Source organism: Sphingomonas desiccabilis (assembly GCF_004135605.1).
In the GTDB taxonomy this organism is placed as follows: Bacteria; Pseudomonadota; Alphaproteobacteria; order Sphingomonadales; family Sphingomonadaceae; genus Sphingomonas; species Sphingomonas desiccabilis.
The window spans coordinates 42251-64367 of the sequence record NZ_SDPT01000003.1 but is presented as its reverse complement, the minus strand read 5'-3'; the positions used below and the strand labels follow the sequence as shown (position 1 = coordinate 64367).

The window sequence follows — 22117 nt, the reverse complement described above, 5'->3', positions numbered from 1 at the left end:
TCATCCGTCAGCTTGGTTGTTCCGGCAGATCAACGAGTGAAAGTACTACCATGTCATTCAACGCCTCTAAATTCGCGCCTGCCCTGATCGTCCTGGTGGCCGGTGTGGGGCTGAGCGGCTGTGCGACCAAGTCGTACGTCCGCGAGCAGATCGCGCCGGTGAGCCAGCGGGTCGACACGCTGGAGGCACGCCTGCAGGAGACCGACGGCACCGCCAAGGCGGCGCTGGCCGAGGCGCAGGCGAATGGCCAGCGGATCGACCAGATCAACGGCCGCGTGGACGGCGTGGAGCAGCGGCTCCAGGCGCAGGAGGCTCGGCCCAAGCGTCCGCGCCACTGATCGCACCGCCCGTCAACACCATCCGGTCGTCCCTTACGGGACGGCCGGATTTCGAGTATCTGCATTTGATGACTTTTCTTCTCCGGGTGCTGGCCGGCATCGCACTGGCCGCTCCCGCCGCAGTTGTTGCACGTCCGCAGGAAGCGCCGGCGCCGGAAGCCGCCAGCTTCAAGGCAGAGGCCGGAACGGTGCGTTCCGCCGATGCGAGCCGCGTCGCCGACTGGGTGACGGCGTCGGGCGACAACCACGGGCTGCCGTTCGCGATCATCGACAAGCCCAATGCGACGATGCTGCTGTTCGACGCGAAGGGCGAGCAGCTGGCGCAGGAGCCCGTGCTGATCGGCATCGCGCTGGGCGACGATGCGACCGCGGGCGTCGGCAGCAAGAAGCTGGCGGAGATCGGCCCTGCCGAGAAGACCACGCCGGCCGGGCGCTTCCTGGCGAAGTTCGGCATCCCGTTCCGTAAGGAGCGTATCCTGTGGGTGGATTACGCAACTTCGGTGGCGATCCACACGATCCCGGCGGACGCCGCCAAGAAGGAGCGCCGCCGCGAGCGGATGCTGTCGCCGACGGCGGAAGACAATCGCGTCACCTTCGGCTGCATCAACGTGCCCCGGGCGTTCTATGGCAAGCTCCTGCGGCCGCAGTTCGCGAAGAAGGGCGGCTATGTCTATGTGCTGCCCGACAGCAAGCCGCTGGAAGAGGTGTTCCCGCGGCTGCGCGTGCACGAGCTGCGGACCGCGGCGGTTCGCTAGCGCTTCCTGCTGAGCCCCCCGCGACAAAGGTCGACCTCGCGCCGGGGCGCGGGTTCGCTACAAAGGGGCGCACTGGGGAGAGGGCGATGAAGGCGATCCTGCGGCGATTGGCGGTGCTGGTCTGGGGGCTGGTGCCGGGCGCGGCGTGGGCCGAGGACCAGTTCAAGCTGCTCGTGATCGCGACGCCCAGCACCTATCACTATGAATATATCCCGGTCGCGCGCGAGAGCCTGGAAAAGCTGGCGCGGCTGCACTCCATCGGGCTGACCTGGACGAGCGACCCGGCGGCGTTCGACGGCGACCTCAGCCCCTATGCGGCGGTGCTGTTCCTGAACACGCCGGCCGAGCAGCTGAACGCGGGCCAACGGGCGCGGTTCGAGGCCTATATGCGCGGCGGCGGCAACGCGATGGTGGTGCACCGCGCCGCGATCGTGCCGGCGGGGGCTTGGCCCTGGTACGAGCGGCTGGTCGGGCGGTCCTTTGTCAACCATCCCAAGGTCCAGACGGGCGTGGTCACCGTCGCCGACAAGGGCTTTCCCGCGAGCTTCGGCCTGCCCGAGCGGTGGATCTGGAGCGACGAGTTCTACGTGACCGAGAACCCGCACCGGGTGGCGGTGAACCCCGTGCTGGAGGTGGACGAGGCGAGCTATGATCCGACGCGAATCTGGCCGGGCCAGGTCGGCCGGCGGATGGGCGCGCACCACCCGGAAGCCTGGTACCACCGGCACGAACGGGGGCGCGTGTTCGTGACGCTGCTGGGCCACCAGGCGGAGATGTACCGGGACGAGCGCTATCTGCAGCACCTGCTGGGCGGCATCTATTGGACGGCGACGGGGCTGGGACAGGTGGGCGCCAGCCCGAGGCGGTGAGGCGGCGCCCGCTCCCCTCCCGCGCAGGGAAGGAGGCTTTCCGAGCAATTCCACCGGCGGCGGAATCGCTCTACAGGCTCGGCGCATGACCGTTACCACCCGCTTCGCGCCGAGCCCCACGGGGCGGCTCCACCTCGGCAATCTGCGCGCGGCGCTGATCAACTGGCTCTTTGCCAAGGCGAACGGCGGCCGGTTGCTGCTGCGCATCGACGATACCGATGCGGCACGGTCGGAGGAGCGGTTCGTGGAGGCGATCCGCGCCGACCTCGCCTGGCTGGGCATCGACGTGGCCGGCGAAGAACGCCAGTCGGCGCGGTTCGATCGCTATGAGGCGCGCTTCGCCGAGCTGGTCGCGGCGGGGCGGGTGTATCCGGCCTATGAGACGCCGGAGGAGCTCGAGCTGCGGCGCAAGGTGCTGCTGGGGCGCGGCTTGCCGCCGGTGTACGAGCGGGCGGCGCTGGCGCTGAGCCAAGCGGACCGCGCGCGGCTGGAGGCTGAGGGGCGGCGGCCGCACTGGCGGTTCCGGCTGGACCATGACGCGCCGATCGGCTGGCACGACCTGGTGCGCGGGGAGCAGCGGTTCGAGGCGGCGCGGCTGAGCGATCCCGTCGTGCGGCGCGCGGACGGCAGCTGGCTCTATCTGCTGCCGTCGGTGATCGACGACATCGACATGGGCGTGACGACGGTGATCCGCGGCGAGGACCATGTGTCCAACACCGCGACCCAGATCCAGATGTTCGCAAGCCTGGGGGCGGGGCTGCCCGAGTTCGCGCACGTCGCGCTGCTGACGGGCGCCGAGGGCAAGCTGTCGAAGCGGCTGGGCGCGACCGGCGTCGACGAATTCCGCGCGATGGGGATCGAGCCCGAGGCGGTGGTGGCGATGCTCGCGCGGCTGGGCACCAGCGATCCCGTCGAGCCGCTGGTCGACCGGGCGCCGCTGATCGCCGGGTTCGACTTCGCGCGCTTCGGGCGGGCGCCGGCGCGGTTCGACGAGGCGGAACTCCACGCGCTGAACGCGCGCATCGTCCACCAGCTCGACTGGGCGCGGGTGCAGGCGCAGCTGCCCGAGGGCATGGACCGGGCGGGCTGGGAGGCGATCCGCGCGAACCTGTCGACCGTCGCCGAGGCGGCGGACTGGTGGCAGGTGGTGACGGGGCCGATCACGGTGCCGGCGCTGTCGGACGAGGACCGGGCGTTCGTCGCCGAAGCGGCGGCGGTGGCCGAGTCGATCGACTGGGCGGAGGCGAGCTGGGCCGCGCTCACGGGCGCGCTCAAGCAGGCGACCGGGCGCAAGGGGCGGGCGCTGTTCCTGCCGCTGCGGCTGGCGCTGACGGGGCGCGAGCACGGGCCCGACATGGCGGCGCTGCTGCCGCTGATCGGGCGCGACGCGGCGATCCTGCGGCTGCGCGCGGCGGCGTAGGCGGAGGTTCGCTAGCCGCATCCTCCGCCGTAGCAGGCGCCGTCGTCCTTTGGTCACACCGTATCCCTGCGCAGGCAGGAATCCAGGGCCAGGCAGAGCAACGACTTGCGGCGCTTGGGACCCTGGTCTCCTGCCTTCGCAAGAGCACGGTCAGGGGTTCCGCAGAGGGCTCGCGTGCGCGGGTACAAGGGGGTGGAGTGCTCCTGAGATGGCGCGGGAATGCACGGCATTGCGTCTCTCGTGTTATGATGTACCATCGCCTGCTCGGCCCTTGGAGGGCACGAACGAGGAGAAGCCGATGTACGCGAATCGCTTTGCATCCGAACGCCGCTTCCACCCTGCGAGCATGGGCGTCGCCCTGGCGATCAACGGCGGGCTGCTCGCCGCCATGCTGATGGCGGGCTCCGTCACGGTGATCCCCTATGAGGACCCGGTGCTCAACACGACCGCCATCCCGCTGCCACCGGTCCCGCCGGAGGTGAAGCCCGAGCCGCAGCCGGTGGAGAAGCGGGCCGAGCCCCAGCCGCAGCCGCTGACCTTCCTTCCGAAGCCGGTCGTCGATCTGCCGCGGCCGGACCAGCCGGTGCTGGCGAGCGAGTCGACGCTGCCGATCACCCCGCCAACGATGACGGGAACGCCCGGCGGGACGGGCACGAGTGTCTCGGTCGACCCGCCCAAGCCGATGCCGGTGCTGGTCGATGCCACGCCGGACCCGCGCTACAGCGACGCGTTCCAGCCGGCCTATCCGCCGGCGGAGCGCCGCGCCGAGCGCGACGGCGTGGTCACGGTGCGGGTGCGGATCGACGCCAGCGGGCGGGTGACCGCGGTCGAGCCGGTGCGCGCGACCAGCGACGCGTTCCTGGAGGCGACCCGTCGGCAGGCGCTGTCGAAGTGGCGCTTCCGCGCCGCCACCCGCGACGGCGTCCCGGTCGAGAGCTGGCGGGTGATGACGGTGCGTTTCGAGATGGAGAACTGAAGGGGCGGCGCAGGGGCTGGTGGCCGGGGGCGGTGACGCCTATCTGGAAGGCCCATGAGGATCCTGCGCCACCTGTCGCCGCTGCGTGCATACCGAGACCTGCGACTGTTCCTGTCGCACCGGCGGCCGCATCAATGGGCGTTCCTGGGGCTGGCGGTGACGATCACCGGCCTCTGGATCTGGGCGTTCGTCCATGATTCCCATTTCGAGCGGCCGTACAAGCGCGAGATCATCTACGTCCAGGACTGGCGGCTCGACCGCACGGACGAGGAAATCCGCGCGCAGCAGAAGATCGACGAGGCCAAGCGCCAGAAGGAGATCGCCGAGCTGGAAGCGCGCCGCGCGAAGGTGCAGGCCGAATTCAAGAAGCTGGACGACGGCCTGACCGCCTGGGGGCTTTGACCCCCTTGTCCGACACGGCCGAAGACGCGCGCTGGATGGGCGAGGCGCTGGCGCTGGCCGAGCGCAGCCGCGCCCAGACCGCGCCCAATCCCAACGTCGGCTGCGTGATCGTCGCCGAGGGTCGCATCGTCGGGCAGGGCTGGACCCAGCCGGGCGGGCGCCCGCATGCCGAGGCGGTGGCGCTGGCGCAAGCGGGCGCGGCCGCGGAGGGCGCGACGCTCTACGTCACGCTGGAGCCCTGCGCGCATGTTTCCGCGCGGGGACCGGCCTGCGCCGACCTGATCCGCGCCGCCCGCCCGGCGCGGGTGGTGGTGGCGCTGACCGATCCCGATCCCCGCACCAACGGCCAGGGCATCGCCCGGCTGCGGCAGGCCGGGATCGCGGTGACCGAGGGCGTGTGCAGGGGCGAGGCGCGGCGCAGCATGGCCGGGTTCCTCACGCGCTTGGCGCTGGGGCGGCCGCATGTGACGCTGAAGCTCGCGACCTCGCTCGACGGACGCATCGCGCTGCCGTCGGGGGAGAGCCGCTGGATCACCGGGCCGGAGGCGCGCGCCGACGTGCATCGCGAGCGTGCCCGGCACGAGGCGATCCTGGTCGGGCGCGGTACCTTTGAAGCGGATGCGCCGCGGCTGGACGTGCGCCTGCCGGGCCTGGAGCATCGGAGCCCCCGCCGGCTGCTGCTGACCCGCGGGCCGGCGCCCGAGGGGTGGGAGGCGCTGTCGGACGTCGCCGATCTTGGCGCGCTCACCGGCGTCGACCATCTGCTGGTGGAGGGGGGCGCAGGTGCCGCCGCCGCCTTCCTGGCCGCCGACGCCGTCGACCGACTGCTCTTCTACCGCGCCCCGATCCTGATCGGCGCGGGCACGTCCGCGATCGGCGACCTGGGGCTTGCCAGCCTGGCCGAGGCCCATGGCCGATGGCGGTTTATCGAGGCGCGTTCGCTTGGCAGCGACCGGCGCGAAGTCTACGAGCGCGAGCGAGATTGATATGTTCACCGGAATCGTCACCGACATCGGCACCATCGAGGCCGTCGAGCAGACGGGCGACCTGCGCGTCCGCATCGCCACCGCCTATGACACCGCAACCGTCGACCTGGGCGCGTCGATCGCCTGTTCGGGCGTGTGCCTGACCGTGGTCGACAAGGGGCCGGGCTGGTTCGCGGTCGACGTGTCTGGCGAAACCGTGTCGCGCACCGCCCGCGACCAGTGGACCGCCGGTCGCCGCCTCAACCTGGAGCGCGCGCTGAAACTGGGCGACGAACTGGGCGGGCATATCGTAACCGGCCATGTCGACGGGCTGGGCGAAGTGACCGAGGTGGCCCAGGAAGGCGGATCGCACCGCGTCACCATCCTGGCAGGCCCGGAGATCGCGCCGTACCTGGCCGCCAAGGGCTCGGTGACGGTCGACGGCGTGTCGCTGACCGTCAACAGCGTCGAGGACGGAGCCGACGGCACGCGCTTCGGCCTCAACATCATCCCGCACACGGCCGAGGTCACGACCTTTGCCGACATCGCCGAGGGGCAGGCCGTCAACCTCGAGATCGACGTGCTCGCCCGCTATCTCCAGCGCATGGAGCGCTATCGTGAAAGGACGCAGCATGGCGCTGCCTGACCCCGCCCGCCTTCCCGTGGAACCAGCCCGGCTGCAGCACGGCTTCCTCTCCTCGCCCGAGGAGATCATCGACGAGGCGCGCAACGGGCGCATGTTCATCCTGGTCGACGACGAGGACCGGGAGAACGAGGGCGATCTGGTGATCCCGGCGCAGATGGCGACGCCGGAGAAGATCAACTTCATGGTGACGCACGGCCGCGGCCTCGTCTGCCTGGCGCTGTCGAAGCCGCGGGTCGAGGAGCTCGGCCTGGAGCTGATGAGCCGCAACAACGGCACCCGGCACGAGACCGCCTTCACCGTTTCGATCGAGGCGAAGGAAGGGGTCAGCACCGGCATCTCGGCGGCCGATCGTGCGCGCACCATCGCGGTGGCGGTGGATTCGACCAAGGGCGCGGCCGACATCGTGACGCCCGGCCATGTCTTCCCGCTGATCGCGCGCGACGGCGGCGTGCTGGTGCGCGCCGGACACACCGAGGCGGCGGTCGACGTGGCGCGGCTCGCCGGGCTCAACCCCGCGGGCGTGATCTGCGAGATCATGAACGAGGACGGCACCATGTCGCGGCTGGACGACCTGGTCGGCTTCGCGCAGCTCCACGGCCTCAAGATCGGCACGATCCGCGACCTGATCGCCTATCGCCGCCGCCACGACCATCTGGTCGAAAAGCGCGCGGAGAGCCGCTTCACCAGCCGCTGGGGCGGCGAGTGGACGGCGATGACCTTCTGGAACAAGGCGACCGGCAGCGAGCAGGTCGCGCTGGTCAAGGGCCGCATCGATCCCGCCAAGCCGACGCTGGTCCGCATGCACGCGATGTCGCCGTTCGCCGACATCTTCGGCGAGACCGGCCGCCGCGCCGAGCTGCTCAGCCGGTCGATGGAGATCATCGGCGCGGAAGGCGCGGGCGTGATCGTGGTGATCAACAAGCCGCGGCTCGACCAGTTCACCGTCGCCATGCAGGCGCGCACCGGCGAGCTCGACCCCGCCGACATGGACCAGCTGCGCGACTATGGCGTCGGCGCCATGATCCTGAACGAACTGGGCGTCGCCGAAATGGTGCTGCTCACCAACACCCATCACACCCTCGTCGGGCTCGACGGCTATGGCCTGTCGATCGTCGGCGAGCGTCCCATCGACACGGAGCGCTGACATGGCCCGCATCTTGATCGTCGAAGCGCGCTTCTACGACCACCTCAACGACCTGCTGCTCGACGGCGCGCGCACCGCGCTGCAGGAGGCCGGGCAGGATTACGAGATCGTCACCGTGCCGGGCGCGCTGGAGATCCCGGGTGCGGTCGCGATGGCGGCGGAGACCGGCCAGTTCGACGCCTATGTCGCGCTGGGCGTGGTGATCCGCGGCGAGACCTATCATTTCGAGATCGTCGCCAACGAAAGCGCCCGCGGGCTGATGGCGCTGGCGATGGACGGCCTGCCGATCGGCAACGGCATCCTGACCGTCGAGAACGAGGCGCAGGCGCTGGCCCGCGCCGACCGCAACGACAAGGACAAGGGCGGGGAAGCCGCCAAGGCGGCGCTTGCCATGCTGGCACTGCGCCAGCGCTTCGCCTGATCCGGCGCCGCGGCTGAGCCGATGACCTCGGGGAGCCGCGGAACGGGAATGGGGCTGGCGGCCGCGGTGGTCGCCAACCTGACGCTGGCGACGGGCCCGTGGCTGGTGCGGCTGGCCGAGACCGGGCCGGTCGCCGCCGGCTTCTGGCGGCTGGCGCTGGCGATGCCGGCGCTGCTGATCTGGTCGGCGGTCGCCAATCCGGGGGCGCTGCGGCGGGGCCTGGCCTTCTGGCCGGTGCTGCTGGTGGCCGGGCTCGCGTTCGCGGCCGATCTGGCGACCTGGAACGTCAGCATCCACCGCACCACGCTGGCGAACGCGACGCTGTTCGCCAATTCGGCGACGCTGATCTACCCCGTCTACGGCTTCCTGATCGCGCGCGCCTGGCCGAGCCGGCCGCAGGTCGCAGCCCTGCTGCTGGCGATGGTCGGCGGGGGCATGCTGCTCGGCCAGTCGGCGGAGCTGTCGCACGCGCACCTGATGGGGGACCTGCTCGCGCTGTTCGCGGGCCTTGCCTATGCCGTCTATTTCATCGGCATGGCGCGGGTGCGCGCGGCGGTGCCGCCGATGCCGGCGCTGGCGCTTTCCGGGATCGCGACGATGGCGCCGCTGCTGCTGCTGGCGATCGGGCTGGGCGAGCGGCTGATGCCCACCGGTACTGCCGGCTGGGGGCCTCTGATCGGGCTGGCGCTGGTCAGCCAGGTATTCGGCCAGGGGCTGATGATCTACGCGCTCGGCCGCCTGCCGCCGCTGGTGATCGGCATCACGCTGCTGCTCCAGCCGATCGTGGCGGGCGGGATCGGCTGGGCGGTCTATGGCGAGCGGCCGGGCGTGCCCGACTGGATCGGTGCGCTGCTGGTGGCGGTCGCGCTGGTGCTGGTCCGGCGCGAGCCGAAGGTTGCGCCCGTCGCCGGGCAGACTAGATCGGTGGCCTGATCCCATGAAGGAGGCCGCGATGGCGACCGCAGCATTCGAAGACGCGACGCTGGACGAACTGCGCGCCGCCCTTGCGCCGGTGGTGGCCGCGAACGCCGCGTTCGACGGCTGGGCGCCGGCCGCAGTGACCATGGCCGCCGAGCAGCTGGGCATCGACCCGGACGTCGCCCGCGCCGCGATGCCGAGCCCGGTCGACATGATCGACGCCTGGTTCTCCCACATCGACCGGGTGATGATGGAGCGGCTGCCCGCCGACGCGCTCGCCGCGATGAAGATCCGCCAGCGCATCACTGCGTTGGTGGAGGCGCGACTCGCCGCGGTCGCCCCGCAGCGCGAGGCGCTGCGCCGCGCGCTCGCGATCCTGGCGATGCCGCAGAACCTCGCCCGTGCCACTCGGCTGGGCTGGCGCACCGTCGACCTGATGTGGCGGCTCGCGGGCGACACCGCGACCGACTACAACCACTATACCAAGCGCGCGACGCTGGGCGCCGTCTATGGCACCACCGTCACCGTGTTCCTGGACGACGAAAGCGAGGGCTGGGCCGACACCCGCGCGTTCCTGTCGCGGCGGATCGACAACATCATGCAGTTCGAAAAGGCCAAGGCGCAATGGGTTGGGCGTGCGTCGAGCGAGCGGCGGCTGAGCCTGTCGCGCTTCATCGGGCGGCTGCGCTACCCGGCTGTCTGAGAACGAAAAAGCTGGCGCTCGGCATCAACTATTGATAATCACTCGCAATGCTTTCGCCCAACGCCAGCCTCTCGCACCTCGCCCAGCGCCAGCATGCGCGCGTCGCGGGCGTGGACTGGGACGCGCTGCAGCCTGCCGAGGCGCGGCGGCTGCGCGAGTTCGGCGTGGACGAGGGCGTCGAGATCGAGCTGCTGCACCGCGCCTGGCTGGGCGGCGGGCCGGTCGCCTGCCGCATCGGGCGGATGATGGTGGCGCTGCGCCCCCATGTCGCCGCCGCCATTCGCGTCACCCTGGCCGTCGACTGAGGCCTTTTCGGACAGGATCATGGACCACCCACCGCTGGTCGCGCTCGTCGGCAACCCCAATGCCGGCAAGAGCGCCTTGTTCAACGCGCTCACCGGCGCGCGCCAGAAGGTGGGCAATTATCCCGGCGTGACTGTTGAGCGCCATTCCGGGCGCATGGCGCTGCCCGACGGGCGACCGATCGAGCTGGTCGACCTGCCCGGCACCTACAGCCTGGATCCCTCCAGCCCCGACGAAGCAGTGACCCGCGACGTGGTACTCGGCCGGCAGCAGGGCGAGCGGCTGCCCGACGTGCTGGTGGTGGTGGCGGACGCCACCAACCTCGACAATCACCTGCGCTTCGTCCTCCAGCTGAAGGCGCTGGACCGGCCGATGCTGGTCGCGCTCAACATGGTCGACATGGCCGAGCGCGACGGGCTGAAGTTCGACCTGGATGCGCTGTCGGCGGAGATCGGCTGCCCGGTGGTGCCCACGGTGGCAGTGCGCAAGCGCGGGCTCGACGCGCTGCGCGATGCGCTGGCCGAGGTGCTGGCGGGCGCGCCCGCGACGCTGCCGCCGCCGCTCGACAGCTTCGACGCCGACATCCGCCATTTCCAGCGCGAGGCACGCCGCGTCGCCGGGGTCGCGATCACCGAGCAGCCGCGCGCGCGGGCCGTGACGCGATCGATGGACGCCATTGCGCTGCACCCGGTGTTCGGGCCGATCATCCTGCTTACGCTGATGTTCGTGATGTTCCAGGCGGTGTTCAGTTGGTCGGAAGCGCCGATCGGCTGGATCGAGGGCCTGCAGGGCTGGCTCGCCGAGACCGCGGTGGCGACGCTGCCGGAGAACTTCCTGCGCGACCTGCTGGTCGAGGGCATCATCAACGGCGTCGGCTCCGTCGTGGTGTTCCTGCCGCAGATCCTGATCCTGTTCCTGTTCATCCTGGTGCTCGAGGCGTCGGGCTACATGGTGCGCGCCGCCTTCCTGATGGACCGGCTGATGGCGAGCGTCGGGCTTTCGGGCCGCGCGTTCATCCCGCTGCTCTCTTCTTTCGCCTGCGCGATCCCCGGCATCATGGCGACGCGCGCGATAGACGATCCCAAGGAGCGGCTGACGACGATCCTGATCGCGCCGCTGATGACCTGTTCGGCCAGGCTTCCGGTCTATGCGCTCATCATCGGCGCGTTCATCCCGGCGCGGCAGGTGGTGCCGGGCGTCGGCCTGCAGGGGCTGGTGCTGTTCGTCCTCTACCTGTCCGGCATCGTCGGCGCGGTGCTCGCGGCCTTCGTGCTGCGGCGGACGCTGGCCAAGGGGCAGGGCGGCGGCTTCATGATGGAGATGCCGCGCTACCAGATGCCGTCGCTGCGCGACGTGGCGCTGGGGCTGTGGCACCGCGCCTATGTGTTCCTGCGGCGCGCGGGGACGACGATCATGGCCGTCACGGTCGCGCTGTGGCTGCTCGCCTCCTATCCGGTGGCGCCGGAGGGGGTGAAGCAGAGCGAATATTCGGCCGCCGGGCGCATCGCCTCGGGGCTGGAGGTCGTGCTCAAGCCGATCGGCTTCAACCATGAGATGTCGCTGGCGGTGATTCCGGCGATGGCGGCGCGCGAGGTCGCGGTATCGGCGCTCCAGACCGTTTATGCGATCGACGCCACCGACGAGGAACAGGGCGCGCAGGAACTGGGCGGGCGGCTGTCGGGCCGCTGGAGCCTGCCGACGGCGCTCGCCTTCCTCGCCTGGTTCGTGTTCGCGCCGCAGTGCCTGTCGACGATCGCGGTGGTGCGGCGGGAGACCAATGGCTGGCGCGTGCCGGGGCTGATGCTCGGGTATCTGTTCGCGCTGGCCTATGCGGCGGCGGGCATCACCTATTGGAGTGCGGTGGCGCTGGGGCTGTAGATCCTTTCTGTACCCCGGCCTGCGCCGGGGGTACGGGGTAGGGGTCAGTCCGGCTTGTCCTCGCGCTGCGCTCCGTCGAGGGTGCGTTCGGCGCGATCGCGATCCTGCGCTTCGGCCGCCTTTTGCGCCTTGGTGCGGCCGAAGCGGTGGCGGTTGGCGTCGGCTTCCGTCGCCTTTTCGGCGCGGGCGCGTGCCTTTCGGGCGCGGTTCAGGTTGATGATCTCGGCCATGCCGCCTAGTCTAGCGCACCCGCGCCGGCGGGCATACATCGCCCCGCGACCAATGCCCGCGCGCCCGCAATTTTCGAGAACAATGGAGACATCATGGCCGGCAGCGTCAACAAGGTCATTCTGGTCGGCAACCTGGGCCGCGATCCCGAATCGCGCAGCTTCCAGAACGGCGGCAAGGTGGTGAACCTGCGCATCGCCACGTCCGAATCGTGGAAGGACCGCAACTCGGGCGAGCGCAAGGAAAAGACCGAGTGGCATTCGGTCGCGATCTTTAACGAAGGCCTGGCCAACGTCGCCGAGCGCTATCTGCGAAAGGGCTCGAAGGTGTACATCGAAGGCCAGCTGCAGACCCGCAAGTGGCAGGACCAGAACGGCCAGGACAAATATTCGACCGAGATCGTGCTGCAGGGCTTCAACTCGGTGCTGACCATGCTCGACGGTCCGGGCGGCGGCCAGGGTGGCGGCGGCGGTAGCCGCGGCGGCGACGACTTTGGTGGCGGCGACGACTTCGGCGGCGGCTCGGGCGGTCGCGGCGGCAGCTTCAACAGCGGCGGCGGGCGCAGCGGTGGCGGCGGCGGTCGTTCGGGCGGCGGCAGCAGCGGTGGCGGCTTCGGCGGCGGCTTCGGCGACGACCTGGACGACGACGTGCCGTTCTGAGCACGGTTGCGATGGGAACGAAGAAGGGGGCCGCGTGCCCCCTTTTTTGTGCGTGTGTTCCTTTACCTCCGCCCACAACCGTATCCCTGCGCAGGCAGGGATCCAGGGCCACGCAGGACAACCGCTGTTGGCGTCCGGGGCCCTGGGCTCCTGCCTTCGCAGGAGCACGGGAGAGACGTTTAGAGCGCCCTATCGCCGCAGCAGGAACACCGCGTGCTCGGCGCGGAAGTTGGCGGCGGCGGCGCTGGTGCGGCGGTCGCCCTTCAGGAACCAGGCCTGTTCCACGGTGATGCCGCGTTCGCGCACAAACGCCCGGAAATCGTCGATGGTGACATGGTGGATGTTGGGGGTGTCGTACCAGGGCACCGGCAGCAGCCGCGTGACCGGCATCCGCCCGCCCCACAGAAGGGACGCGCGCACCCGCCAATGGGCGAAGTTCGGGAAGGACACGAACGCCCGCCGACCGATGCGCAGCAGATGGTCGAGCACGACATGCGGGCGCATCGTGGTCTGGAGCGTCTGGCTGAGGATCGCATAGTCGAAGCTGGCGTCCGGATAGCCCGCAAGGTCGGTGTCGGCGTCGCCCTGCACCACCGACAGCCCGCGCGCGACCGCGGCGGCGACGTTGCCCGGATCGATCTCCAGCCCGCGCGCATCGACGTGGCGGCTGTCGCGCAGCGCCGCCATCAGCGCCCCGTCACCGCAGCCGACGTCGAGCACGCGCGCGCCTTCCGCCACGTTCGCGGCGATCACCGCCAGATCGGGGCGCAGCGCGGTCATGCCGTGGGCTCCGGCGCTGCGGCGGGGCGCCGGATCATATAGTCCGCGATCTGGTCGATCGGCGCGAAGCCGAGCGGCGCGTAGACCGAGTGGGCGTCGCGGGTGGCCAGCATCCAGCGGCGCAGGCCGGCGAGCTCGGGAAGGTCGGTCAGATGCGACACCATTGCGCGGCCGATGCCCTGGCCGCGAGCCGCCTCATCCACGAACACGTCGGCGAGCCAGGCAAAGGTCGCGCCGTCGGTGATTGCGCGGGCAAAGCCGATCTGCACGCCGTCGCGATACGCGCCCACGCAGGTCGAGCCGGCGATCGCGCGCTCGACCAGGTCGCGGGAGATCCCCGGCGACCAGTAGGTAGAGGCGAGCCAGCCATGGATGCGGTCGCGCTGGAGGCGGCTCTTGTCGGTGGAAATGTCGATCATGCCCGCCCCCAGGTCAGGAAGCCGCGCACCACCCGGTCGAGCTCGGGCGATTCGAGCAGGAAGGCGTCGTGGCCGAAGGGGCTGGAGAGCTCGACGAAGCTCGCGCGCGCGCCGGCGGCGTTCAAGGCCTGCACCATCACGCGCGACTCTGCGGTGGGGTAGAGCCAGTCGGTGTCGAAGCTGACGATGCAGAAGCGCGTCGCGGTGTCGCGAAACGCGTTGGCGAGCATCCCGCCATGCTCCTCGGCCAGGTCGAAATAGTCGAGCGCGCGGGTGATGTAGAGGTAGGAGTTGGCGTCGAACCGGTCGGTGAAGGCGAGGCCCTGGTGGCGCAGATAGCTTTCGACCTGGAAGTCGGCGTCGAAGCCGAAGGTCTTGGCGCCGGCCTGTCCGTCCGGGCGCGCCTGGAGGCGGCGGCCGAACTTGGCGGTGAGCCCGGCCTCCGACAGATAGGTGATGTGCGCGGCCATGCGCGCGACCGCGAGGCCGGCGGCGGGCGGGTCGCCGCTCTCGTAATAGGCGCCGTTGCGCCATTTCGGGTCGGCCATGATCGCCTGGCGGCCGACCTCGTGGAAGGCGATGTTCTGCGCGGAATGGCGCGCGGTGGCGGCGATCACCACCGCCGCCTCGACCCGCTCCGGGAAGGTTGCGGCCCAGGACAGCGCCTGCATGCCGCCCATCGACCCGCCGACGACGGCCGCAAGGCGTCCGATGCCGAGATGGTCGAGCAGCAGCGCCTGCGCGCGCACCATGTCGCGGATGGTGATGACCGGAAAGGCCATGCCCCATTGCTGGCCGGTGGCCGGGTCGATCGACGCCGGGCCCGAGGAGCCCATGCAGCTGCCGAGCACGTTGGAGCAGATCACGAACCAGCGATCGGTGTCGATCGGCTTGCCCGGCCCCACCATCCGCGTCCACCAGCCGGGCTTGCCGGTGACGGGATGGTCGGAGGCGAGATACTGGTCGCCGGTCAGCGCGTGGCAGACCAGCACCGCATTGTCGGCGCTCGGGGACAGCGTGCCATAGGTCTCGTAGCCGATCTCGACCGCGGGCAGCGACGCGCCGCCGTCGAGCGCCAGGGGCCCGGCAAGCAGCGCACGGCGGCGCAGACCGAAGCGTTCGTCCGACATGCTCAGTACCGGCTCACCGGCCGCTCAGCGCGTCCAGCGTCGGGCGGATGCCCGAGAGGTCGTAGCCGGCACCTGCCGCCTTTTCGACCAGCTCGGCGGAGTCGCCGCCGGCCTTGGCCTCCGCCAGCGCCCACAGGTTGCAGGAGCGGGTGCCCGAGCGGCAATAGGCGAGCACCGGACCATCGGCAGCGTCCAGAGCCGCGCGCATCGCGTCGAGCTGGCCGTGGCCGAAGCCGGCGTGGGTCACGGGAATGGCGGTATAGGCGAGGCCGGCGGCTTCGGCCGCTGCCTGGATCTCGGCTCCGGAGGGCTGGCCCGGCTCCTCGTCGTCGGGACGGTTGTTGACGATCGCGACAAAGCCGGCGGCGGCGATGTCCGGCATCTGCTCAGGGAGAATCTGGGGGGCGACGGAGACCTTGCTGTCGATGGTGCGGATCATGCTGCCTCGCGGATGACCTGGAGAAAGGCGTCGCCATACGCCTCCAGCTTGCGCGCGCCAACGCCGGTGATGCGGCCGAGCGCCTGAAGGCTCGACGGGCGCATCGTCGCCATGTCGCGCAGGACGGAGTCGTGGAAGATGACGTAGGGCGGCACCGACGCCTCCTCGGCAAGCTCGCGGCGGCGGCGGCGCAGCGCCTCGAACAGCGGGTTGCCGATCGGATTGGGGGTAGCGCCGGCCGCCCCACGGCGGCGGCGCTCGCGCTTGGGCGGCAGGACGAGCTTGAGGGTCGCCTCGCCTTTGAGCAGGCCGCGCGCGGCCGGGCCGAACTCCAGCCCGCCATGCGGATTGGCGCGGATGGCGTCGCGCAGCAGCAGCGCGCGGGCCACGGGTTTGAGGAGGTGCGCTTCCTCCGCGCCGACGATGCCCCACACCGATAGCGCCTCATGGCCGTTGGTCAGGCTGCGTTCGGTCGACTGGCCCTGCAGCACCTGCTCGATATAGCCGACGCCGAACATCTGGCCGGTGCGGAACACGGCGGAGAGGAACTTGCGCGCCGTTTCGGTCGCGTCGACTGCGGCGGGCGGGTTGAGGCAATTGTCGCAGTTGCCGCAGGAGTCGGGCGGCGTCTCACCGAAATGGGCGAGCAGGATCGCGCGGCGGCAGCCGGCGGTCTCGACCAGCGCACCCAATGCATTGAGGCGCGCGCGTTCGCCCGGCTGGCGCTCTGGCTCGACCTCGCCGATGCGCTGGCGGGCGCGGGCGAAGTCGTCGGCGCCCCAGAACAGGTGCGCGACCGCCGGGTCGCCGTCGCGGCCGGCGCGGCCGGTCTCCTGGTAATAGCCCTCGATCGACTTGGGGAGACCTGCGTGGGCGACGAAGCGGACGTCGGGCTTGTCGATGCCCATGCCGAAGGCGACGGTGGCGACCATCACCATGTCCTCGCTCGCGACGAAATCGGCCTGGTTACGCTGGCGGACGGCCGGATCGAGCCCGGCGTGATAGGCGCGCACTTCGCGCTTCGGGGTGGAGAGTGCGGCGGCCAGTCGCTCGGTCGCGGCGCGGGTGGGGGCGTAGACGATGCCGGGGCCGGGATGTTCGGCGAGGATGTCGGCGATCTGGCGCGTCGTGTTGTCGCGCGGCGTGATCGCATAGCGGATGTTGGGCCGGTCGAAGCCGGCGACGATCATCCCCTCTTCGGGAATGCCGAGCTGCTCGAGGATGTCGGCGCGGGTGTGGGCGTCCGCGGTGGCGGTGAGCGCCAGCCGGGGCACGTCGGGGAACTGGTCGAACAGCGGGCGCAGCAGGCGATAGTCGGGGCGGAAGTCATGGCCCCATTCGCTGACGCAGTGCGCCTCGTCGATCGCGAACAGGCTCAAGGGCGCCTGGGCGAGCAGGTCGCGGAAGTGGCCGCTGGAGGCGCGCTCGGGAGCGACGTAGAGCAGGTCGAGCTCGCCGGCGCGGAAGCGGGCGATGGTCTCCTGCCGGTTTTCGTCGACCGAGGTGAGGGTGCCGGCGCGGATGCCGACGGCGGTCGCCGCGCGCAGCTGGTCGTGCATCAGCGCGATCAGCGGCGAAATCACGATGCATGTGCCGTCGAGCACCACCGAAGGCAGCTGATAGGTGAGCGACTTGCCGGCGCCGGTGGGCATCACCGCGAGGGTACGCTGGCCGGCCAGCACCCGCTCCACCACCTGCCCTTGGACGCCGCGGAAACCGGGAAAGCCGAAGGTCGACTGGAGAACGGACACGGGATCGGCGGGCATCGCGGTGCTGTAGCGGGCGGGGTCGGGGCGTGTCGAGGTTGCGGGATGGTTTCCTGCTCCCGTTCCCTTCTGCTTCGTACCCCGGCGGAGGCCGGGGTCCAGGTGGGGAACGGCAGCGATGGAGCTGGAACGTCTCCCCACTGGGCCCCGGCCTCCGCCCGGGACGAAAGAAGGGCAGGCGTACCGCTCAGGCGCCGCCGATCGCGGCCTCCACCACCGCCGGGCGCGCCTCTTCCTCCAGCTGGTCGAAGCCGCACTGGCGGGGCGCCTTGTCGGGGCGCCAGCGCAGCAGGGCGGTGCCGTGGCGGAAGCGGCGGTCGGTGATCTGGTCGTAGCGGACCTCCACCACCAGCTGCGGGCGGAGCGGCTGCCATTGGGCGGAGCGCTCGGTCGACCAGCGGCTGGGGCCGCCGGGCGCGTCGCCGGTGAAGCCGGGCGCCTCGACCAGCGCCTCCAACCGTGCGGTGAGCTCGGGACGCTCGGCCGCCGGGATGCCGCTGGTGAAGCCGACGTGGTGGAGCAGGCCTGCATCGTCGTAAAGGCCGAGCAGCAGCGAGCCGACCTCCTGCGCGGCGCTGGCGTAGCGGAAGCCGCCGACCACGCAGTCGGCGGTGCGCAGGCGCTTCACCTTCACCATCGCGCGCTCGCCGGGGCGGTAGGGTTCGGCGAGCGGCTTGGCGACGACGCCGTCCAGCGCGCTGCCGGTGCCGCCGAGCCAGCGGCGGGCGACGGCGGGATCGTCGGTGACGGGCGAGAGGCGAAGCGTCGGCGAGCGATGGCGGGCGTGGAAGCGCTCCAGCGCGGCGCGGCGTCCGGAGAGGGGGCGGTCGGCCAAGGTCTCGCCCTCGGCGGCGAGGCAGTCGAACAGCATCAGGCGGGCGGGTGTTTCGGCCGAGAGGCGGCGGATGCGGCTTTCGGCGGGGTGGAGCCGCAGCTGGAGCGCGCCGAAGGAGAGGGTGGGGCCGACGGGGATCAGCAGCTCGCCGTCGAGGACGAAGTCGCCGGGAAGCCCGGCGAGGGCGGCGGCGACCTCCGGGAAATAGCGGGCGAGCGGCTTTCCCGACTTGGACCAGAGGAGGACGGCGTCGCCCTGCTTGACGGCGAGGCAGCGGAAGCCGTCCCACTTGGGCTCGAACTGCCAGCCGGGGCCCTCCGGCAGTTCGGCGGCGAGCTTGGCTTCCATCGGTTCGAGCGGGGCGGGATCGGCCATGAAGAAGAAAACGCAGCAAGGCGAGAAATCGTCCAAGTCCCCGCGCCGTTTCGACTGGCGTCCCGCCATTCTCCCGCTAATCTGTTGGGAAACGGGGGGAATCATGAAGCATTCGCGGTGTGGTGTGGCGTTGAGCGTGCTGGCGTTGCTGTCGGCTTGTGGCGGGGGCGACGGCAGCGTCTTCGGCGGATCGGTGACGACACCGGCGCCGAGCCCCACGCCGACCCCCACGCCCACGCCCACCGAGACCGCGGGATGCTCGCTGCGGGAGCGGCAGGACTGGGCGGCGGCCCAGCTCGACGAATGGTATCTGTTCCCCGAGACGCTGCCGGCACGGCTGGACCCGACGCCCTATGCGAGCGTCGATGCCTATGTCGATGCGCTGACCGCCACGGCACGGGCGCAGGGGCGGGATCGCTTCTTCACCTATCGCACCTCCATCGCGGAGGAGGATGCCTATTATGACGCAGGCTCCAGCGCCGGCTACGGCTTCCGCCTGGGGCTGACCGGCGACGGCCGGCTGTTCGTGATCGAGGCGTTCGAGGGAGCGCCGGCGCTGGCCGCCGGCCTCGACCGCGGGACCGAGATCGTCGCGATCGGGACGAGCACGGGCACGCTCCGGACGGTCGCCAGCCTGATGAGCGCGGGCGGGACCGACGCGCTCGACGAAGCGCTGGGGGCGACCGCGGCGGGCACCCGGCGGGTGATGCAGGTCCGCGACGCATCGGGCACCCGCAACGTGACGGTGGCCATGGCCGACTTCGAGCTGCAGCCGGTGTCGAACCGCTATGGCGCCAAGGTGCTGAACGACGGCGGGCGGCGGGTCGGCTATCTGAACCTGCGCACCTTCATCAACACCGCCGACCCACAGCTGCGCCAGGCCTTTGCCAGCTTCCGTGCCCAGGGCGTCACCGAGCTGGTGGTGGACCTGCGCTACAACGGCGGCGGGCTGATCAGCATCGCCGAGCTGATGGGCGACCTGATGGGCGCCAACCGCCGGACGAATGAGGTGTTCACCAAGGTGAGCTTCCGCCCGTCCAAGTCCGCGAACGACGAGAGCCGCACCTTCGCGCCGCAGCCCCAGTCGATCGCCCCGACCCGCGTCGCCTTTATCGGCACCGGCGGCACGGCCTCCGCCAGCGAGATGGTGATCAACGGCTTCGTGCCCTATCTGGGCACCGGCATGGCGCTGGTGGGCACCAACACCTATGGCAAGCCGGTCGGCCAGGTCGCGCTCGACCGAAGCGCCTGCGACGACCGGCTGCGGGTGGTCGCGCTGGCGGTGCAGAACGCCGACGGCAACGCCAACTACTACAACGGCCTCGCCAACACCGTGCCCGCCACCTGCGAGGCGCCGGACGACATCGGCTATCCGCTGGGCGACCCGCGCGAGGCGTCGCTGCGCCAGGCGCTCGACTTCCTGGCCGGGCGCAGCTGCAGCCCGATCCTGGGCATGGCCGCGACCGCGAGCCGCCAGCGCACCGCCGGGCTGGGCCGGGCGCCCGAGCGGCAGCTGCTGAGGCCCAGCCGGCCGACGCCGGCGCAGCGCGAGGTGCCCGGACTCTTCTGAGGACCCCCTTCCGAGGAGCCTCGTCCGAGCCGGGACCCCGCGCCGCTGGTTACGAGGCCTGCATCTCCGCGGCGCGATTGATGCGGGCTTCGGCCAGGTCGGTGAGCTTGGCGTCGGTCGCCTTTTCCTCGGCGAGGTTCTCGTCGAGGACGGCGGCGCAGTCGGGGCGGCCGAGCTCGCGCGCCCAGGCGATCAGCGTGCCATATTGCGCGATCTCGTAATGCTCGACCATCTGCGCGCCGAAGGCGAGCGCGGCGTCGAGCACCTGCTTGTCGTCGATGTCGGCCGCGGTCGCGTTCGCCGCCTTGATGATGCCGTCGATCGCGGGGCAGGTGGTCTCGTCCGCCTCGACGCCGTGCATCTGGAACACCTGCTCCAGCCGGGTGCGCTGGCCCTCGGTCTCGCGCAGATGCTGCTGGAAACCGGCCTTGAGCGTGGGGTCGGTCGCCATCTCGATCATCTGGGGCAGCGTCTCCAGGATCTGGCGTTCGGCGTAGTAGATGGTCTTGAGGCCGTGCACGAACAGGTCGTCGAGCGTGTGGGTATCGGCTCCGAAGAGGCTCATGGCGAAAGCTCCTGGTTTCGAGGGCCGCTCCTGCGCATCGGGCGAGGGGCGTGCCGGGGAAACGCACGGGCGTGCCGGCGGTGCCGTTGAAATCATGCGGTTTTCGGCACGGCTGGACGATGCTGCGGCGCGGAAGGTTAGGCAAAGGTTAGGCCAAGAACGGGCGCCGCTTACGGTGCGGGATCGCGGCGGCGGCCGGTGCGATCCCGCCGCCCGCCGCCGGGCGGCGCGGGGCGGGCGAGCGCGGCCGGAATCGCGGACTCGCGCGCAGGCGGCACATAGCGCTCGCGATCGAGATCGGGATAGGCGCGATAGAGGTCCGCCATCGCGCCCGCGCTTTCCAGCGCCTGCGCAAGCCGATCGGGCGGCAGGCGCAGGTGCGGATCGGCCGGCGGCACCGGGCCGAGCGCGGCCACCGCCTGGGCAAGCGCGGGCGACGGGCGGTGGGGCGCCGCGGCAGGGGCGGCAGGAGCGGCAGGGGCGGCAGGGCGCGCGGGCGGGGTGCGCTGCGGCCGCTCAACCCCGCCGAACCGCTCCGGCCGATAGGCGCGCAACAGGAACATCAGCAGGCGATCGTTGACCTGGCGGCGCGCGCCGATGCGGCAGCCGTCGCGGTCGAACACCGGCACCTCCACGCCTTCCAGCGCGCGAGAGAAGGCGACGGCGGCGAGATGGTCGGCGGCGGCGTCGAGCGCGGCGTCCCAGGCGCGCGCGAAGCTCTCCGCGCCGGGTGCGCGGCGCAGGCGATAGGCGCTCTGCACCGACATATCGACCGCCTCGCACGCGGCGGTGACGAGGCCGGTGTCGGCCAGCGCCTCCACGAAGCGGCGCTGCACGTCCGGCGACCAGCCGTCCGCGCGCGGGCGCCGCGCGACCGGGCGCCATTCATAGTCGTCGGGATCGAAGCCGTGCGCGTCGCGCGATGAGCCGGGCGGCTGGGCTGCGGGCCGGGTGGCGAGGGCATCGCGGGCCGGGGGGCCGGCGGATGCGGCGGGCGGGGTGGCAGGGTCGCGCATCCGGGAGGATACACCAGAAACCCGGCCTGTAGGACAGGGCCTGCGTTCACATTGGACAGGACGTTGCCGAACTTCGGCGCATGCAGGCAGTCCGCTATTCCGAAGCACGCGAGAATTCGAAGGCGATGATCGACAAGGTCGTCGCCGACCGCGCGCCCTTGGCCATCACCCGCCAGCGCGGTGAGGGGGCGGTGCTGATTGCGGCGAGCGAATGGCGTCGATCGAGGAGACGCTCTACCTGCTGCGCTCCCCAGCCAATGCCAAGCGGCTGCTGGAGGCAGTGCGCGGATTCGAGGCGGGTGAGGAAGGCGTGCCGCTCCCGTGAGAGTGTCGTTCTGGCCGACGGCGTGGGACGACGATCGCCATCGGCAGGAGCATGACGCGAAGCTGACGGACAAGATCAACCCGCTGATCGAGGAATGCCGGCGCCACCCGTTCAAGGGCACGGGAAAGCCCGAGCCGCTGGGCGGCAAGCTCTCCGGCGTGGTCGCGTCGGATCAGCCACGAGCATCGGCTGGTGTATCGGATCGCGGGGTCCGGCGCGGAGCAGATGCTGCAGGTGGCGCAGTGCCGCTACCACTATCGAGTTTGCGTTGG

25 protein-coding genes and 2 pseudogenes are annotated in these 22117 nt (G+C 70.9%); 18 read left to right on the top strand and 9 right to left on the bottom strand.

Annotated features, from left to right (window positions below):
• Positions 1 to 50 precede the first annotated feature (50 nt).
• The 14 genes from EO081_RS13900 to feoB all read left to right on the top strand — a co-directional run bounded on the left by EO081_RS13900 (position 51) and on the right by feoB (position 11738).
• On the top strand, positions 51 to 338 hold the full coding sequence (locus EO081_RS13900; protein ID WP_129342666.1) for a hypothetical protein: 288 nt from the start codon (positions 51 to 53) through the stop codon (positions 336 to 338).
• A gap of 68 nt (positions 339 to 406) precedes the next feature.
• Positions 407 to 1093, top strand: a complete 687-nt coding sequence (locus tag EO081_RS13895; RefSeq protein WP_129342664.1) for a L,D-transpeptidase — start codon at positions 407 to 409, stop codon at positions 1091 to 1093.
• An 86-nt stretch (positions 1094 to 1179) separates the two neighbouring features.
• Positions 1180 to 1962 (top strand): ThuA domain-containing protein, encoded by a 783-nt coding sequence (locus EO081_RS13890; protein WP_129342662.1) that lies wholly within the window; start codon positions 1180 to 1182, stop codon positions 1960 to 1962.
• Positions 1963 to 2047: 85 nt separating this feature from the next.
• Complete coding sequence (gltX, locus tag EO081_RS13885; protein WP_129342660.1) at positions 2048 to 3382, top strand: glutamate--tRNA ligase; 1335 nt, start codon at positions 2048 to 2050, stop codon at positions 3380 to 3382.
• A 298-nt stretch (positions 3383 to 3680) separates the two neighbouring features.
• Positions 3681 to 4358 (top strand): energy transducer TonB, encoded by a 678-nt coding sequence (locus EO081_RS13880; RefSeq protein WP_129342658.1) that lies wholly within the window; start codon positions 3681 to 3683, stop codon positions 4356 to 4358.
• Positions 4359 to 4412: 54 nt separating this feature from the next.
• Positions 4413 to 4760 carry a hypothetical protein gene (locus EO081_RS13875; RefSeq protein ID WP_129342656.1) on the top strand — a complete coding sequence of 116 codons (348 nt, stop codon included), beginning with the start codon at positions 4413 to 4415 and terminating at the stop codon, positions 4758 to 4760.
• A gap of 5 nt (positions 4761 to 4765) precedes the next feature.
• On the top strand, positions 4766 to 5746 hold the full coding sequence (gene ribD / locus EO081_RS13870) for a bifunctional diaminohydroxyphosphoribosylaminopyrimidine deaminase/5-amino-6-(5-phosphoribosylamino)uracil reductase RibD (protein ID WP_375781666.1): 981 nt from the start codon (positions 4766 to 4768) through the stop codon (positions 5744 to 5746).
• Between the two features lies 1 nt (position 5747).
• Positions 5748 to 6371, top strand: a complete 624-nt coding sequence (locus EO081_RS13865; RefSeq protein ID WP_129342654.1) for a riboflavin synthase — start codon at positions 5748 to 5750, stop codon at positions 6369 to 6371.
• Positions 6358 to 7515: a 3,4-dihydroxy-2-butanone-4-phosphate synthase gene (ribB, locus tag EO081_RS13860; protein WP_129342652.1), complete on the top strand. Its 1158-nt coding sequence runs from the start codon at positions 6358 to 6360 to the stop codon at positions 7513 to 7515. Before EO081_RS13865 ends, ribB begins: the two co-directional genes overlap by 14 nt.
• A gap of 1 nt (position 7516) precedes the next feature.
• Entirely contained in the window at positions 7517 to 7936 is a 420-nt protein-coding gene (ribH, locus tag EO081_RS13855) for a 6,7-dimethyl-8-ribityllumazine synthase (protein ID WP_239436535.1), read from the top strand.
• 48 nt (positions 7937 to 7984) lie between these two features.
• Positions 7985 to 8869: a DMT family transporter gene (locus EO081_RS13850; RefSeq protein ID WP_240697692.1), complete on the top strand. Its 885-nt coding sequence runs from the start codon at positions 7985 to 7987 to the stop codon at positions 8867 to 8869.
• 4 nt (positions 8870 to 8873) lie between these two features.
• Entirely contained in the window at positions 8874 to 9557 is a 684-nt protein-coding gene (locus EO081_RS13845; protein WP_129342648.1) for a COQ9 family protein, read from the top strand.
• Positions 9558 to 9604: 47 nt separating this feature from the next.
• A complete protein-coding gene (locus EO081_RS13840; protein ID WP_129342646.1) occupies positions 9605 to 9862 on the top strand; it encodes a FeoA family protein in 258 nt (85 codons plus the stop codon).
• Positions 9863 to 9881: 19 nt separating this feature from the next.
• A complete protein-coding gene (gene feoB, locus EO081_RS13835; protein ID WP_129342645.1) occupies positions 9882 to 11738 on the top strand; it encodes a ferrous iron transporter B in 1857 nt (618 codons plus the stop codon).
• A gap of 44 nt (positions 11739 to 11782) precedes the next feature.
• Here feoB and EO081_RS13830 read toward each other — a convergent pair whose 3' ends face one another.
• Positions 11783 to 11968, bottom strand: coding sequence for a DUF4169 family protein (locus EO081_RS13830; protein ID WP_129342643.1), 186 nt, complete (start codon positions 11966 to 11968; stop codon positions 11783 to 11785).
• A 93-nt stretch (positions 11969 to 12061) separates the two neighbouring features.
• Here EO081_RS13830 and ssb point away from each other — a divergent pair, with 93 nt between their 5' ends.
• Positions 12062 to 12625, top strand: a complete 564-nt coding sequence (gene ssb, locus EO081_RS13825) for a single-stranded DNA-binding protein (RefSeq protein WP_129342641.1) — start codon at positions 12062 to 12064, stop codon at positions 12623 to 12625.
• Positions 12626 to 12814: 189 nt separating this feature from the next.
• Here the strand turns inward: ssb and metW are convergent, their stop codons facing one another.
• From metW to EO081_RS13795, 6 genes are all read right to left on the bottom strand, one after another.
• Positions 12815 to 13405, bottom strand: coding sequence for a methionine biosynthesis protein MetW (gene metW, locus EO081_RS13820; RefSeq protein ID WP_129342639.1), 591 nt, complete (start codon positions 13403 to 13405; stop codon positions 12815 to 12817).
• The gene (locus EO081_RS13815; protein ID WP_129342637.1) at positions 13402 to 13824 is read right to left on the bottom strand and encodes a GNAT family N-acetyltransferase; all 423 of its coding nucleotides are present in this window, start codon (positions 13822 to 13824) and stop codon (positions 13402 to 13404) included. The genes metW and EO081_RS13815 overlap by 4 nt, the downstream gene beginning before the upstream one ends.
• Entirely contained in the window at positions 13821 to 14954 is a 1134-nt protein-coding gene (metX, locus tag EO081_RS13810) for a homoserine O-acetyltransferase MetX (RefSeq protein WP_129342635.1), read from the bottom strand. The genes EO081_RS13815 and metX overlap by 4 nt, the downstream gene beginning before the upstream one ends.
• Positions 14955 to 14967: 13 nt before the next feature.
• Positions 14968 to 15393: a protein tyrosine phosphatase family protein gene (locus EO081_RS13805; RefSeq protein WP_129342633.1), complete on the bottom strand. Its 426-nt coding sequence runs from the start codon at positions 15391 to 15393 to the stop codon at positions 14968 to 14970.
• Positions 15390 to 17159 (bottom strand): DNA helicase RecQ, encoded by a 1770-nt coding sequence (gene recQ / locus EO081_RS13800; protein WP_129342631.1) that lies wholly within the window; start codon positions 17157 to 17159, stop codon positions 15390 to 15392. The genes EO081_RS13805 and recQ overlap by 4 nt, the downstream gene beginning before the upstream one ends.
• Before the next feature lie 187 nt (positions 17160 to 17346).
• On the bottom strand, positions 17347 to 18369 hold the full coding sequence (locus EO081_RS13795; protein WP_129342630.1) for an ATP-dependent DNA ligase: 1023 nt from the start codon (positions 18367 to 18369) through the stop codon (positions 17347 to 17349).
• A gap of 103 nt (positions 18370 to 18472) precedes the next feature.
• On the opposite strand from EO081_RS13795, the gene EO081_RS13790 reads away from it, so the two are divergent.
• The gene (locus EO081_RS13790) at positions 18473 to 19939 is read left to right on the top strand and encodes a S41 family peptidase (protein ID WP_129342628.1); all 1467 of its coding nucleotides are present in this window, start codon (positions 18473 to 18475) and stop codon (positions 19937 to 19939) included.
• Between the two features lie 49 nt (positions 19940 to 19988).
• Here the strand turns inward: EO081_RS13790 and EO081_RS13785 are convergent, their stop codons facing one another.
• Both EO081_RS13785 and EO081_RS13780 read right to left on the bottom strand, forming a co-directional pair.
• Complete coding sequence (locus EO081_RS13785; RefSeq protein ID WP_129342626.1) at positions 19989 to 20504, bottom strand: YciE/YciF ferroxidase family protein; 516 nt, start codon at positions 20502 to 20504, stop codon at positions 19989 to 19991.
• A 170-nt stretch (positions 20505 to 20674) separates the two neighbouring features.
• Positions 20675 to 21520, bottom strand: a complete 846-nt coding sequence (locus EO081_RS13780; RefSeq protein ID WP_129342624.1) for a hypothetical protein — start codon at positions 21518 to 21520, stop codon at positions 20675 to 20677.
• An 80-nt stretch (positions 21521 to 21600) separates the two neighbouring features.
• On the opposite strand from EO081_RS13780, the pseudogene EO081_RS17250 reads away from it, so the two are divergent.
• Positions 21601 to 21681 (top strand): annotated as a pseudogene (locus EO081_RS17250) (type II toxin-antitoxin system Phd/YefM family antitoxin); the annotation flags it as partial.
• 160 nt (positions 21682 to 21841) lie between these two features.
• Positions 21842 to 22043, top strand: a pseudogene (locus EO081_RS17295) (Txe/YoeB family addiction module toxin); the annotation flags it as partial.
• Between the last annotated feature and the right edge of the window lie 74 nt (positions 22044 to 22117).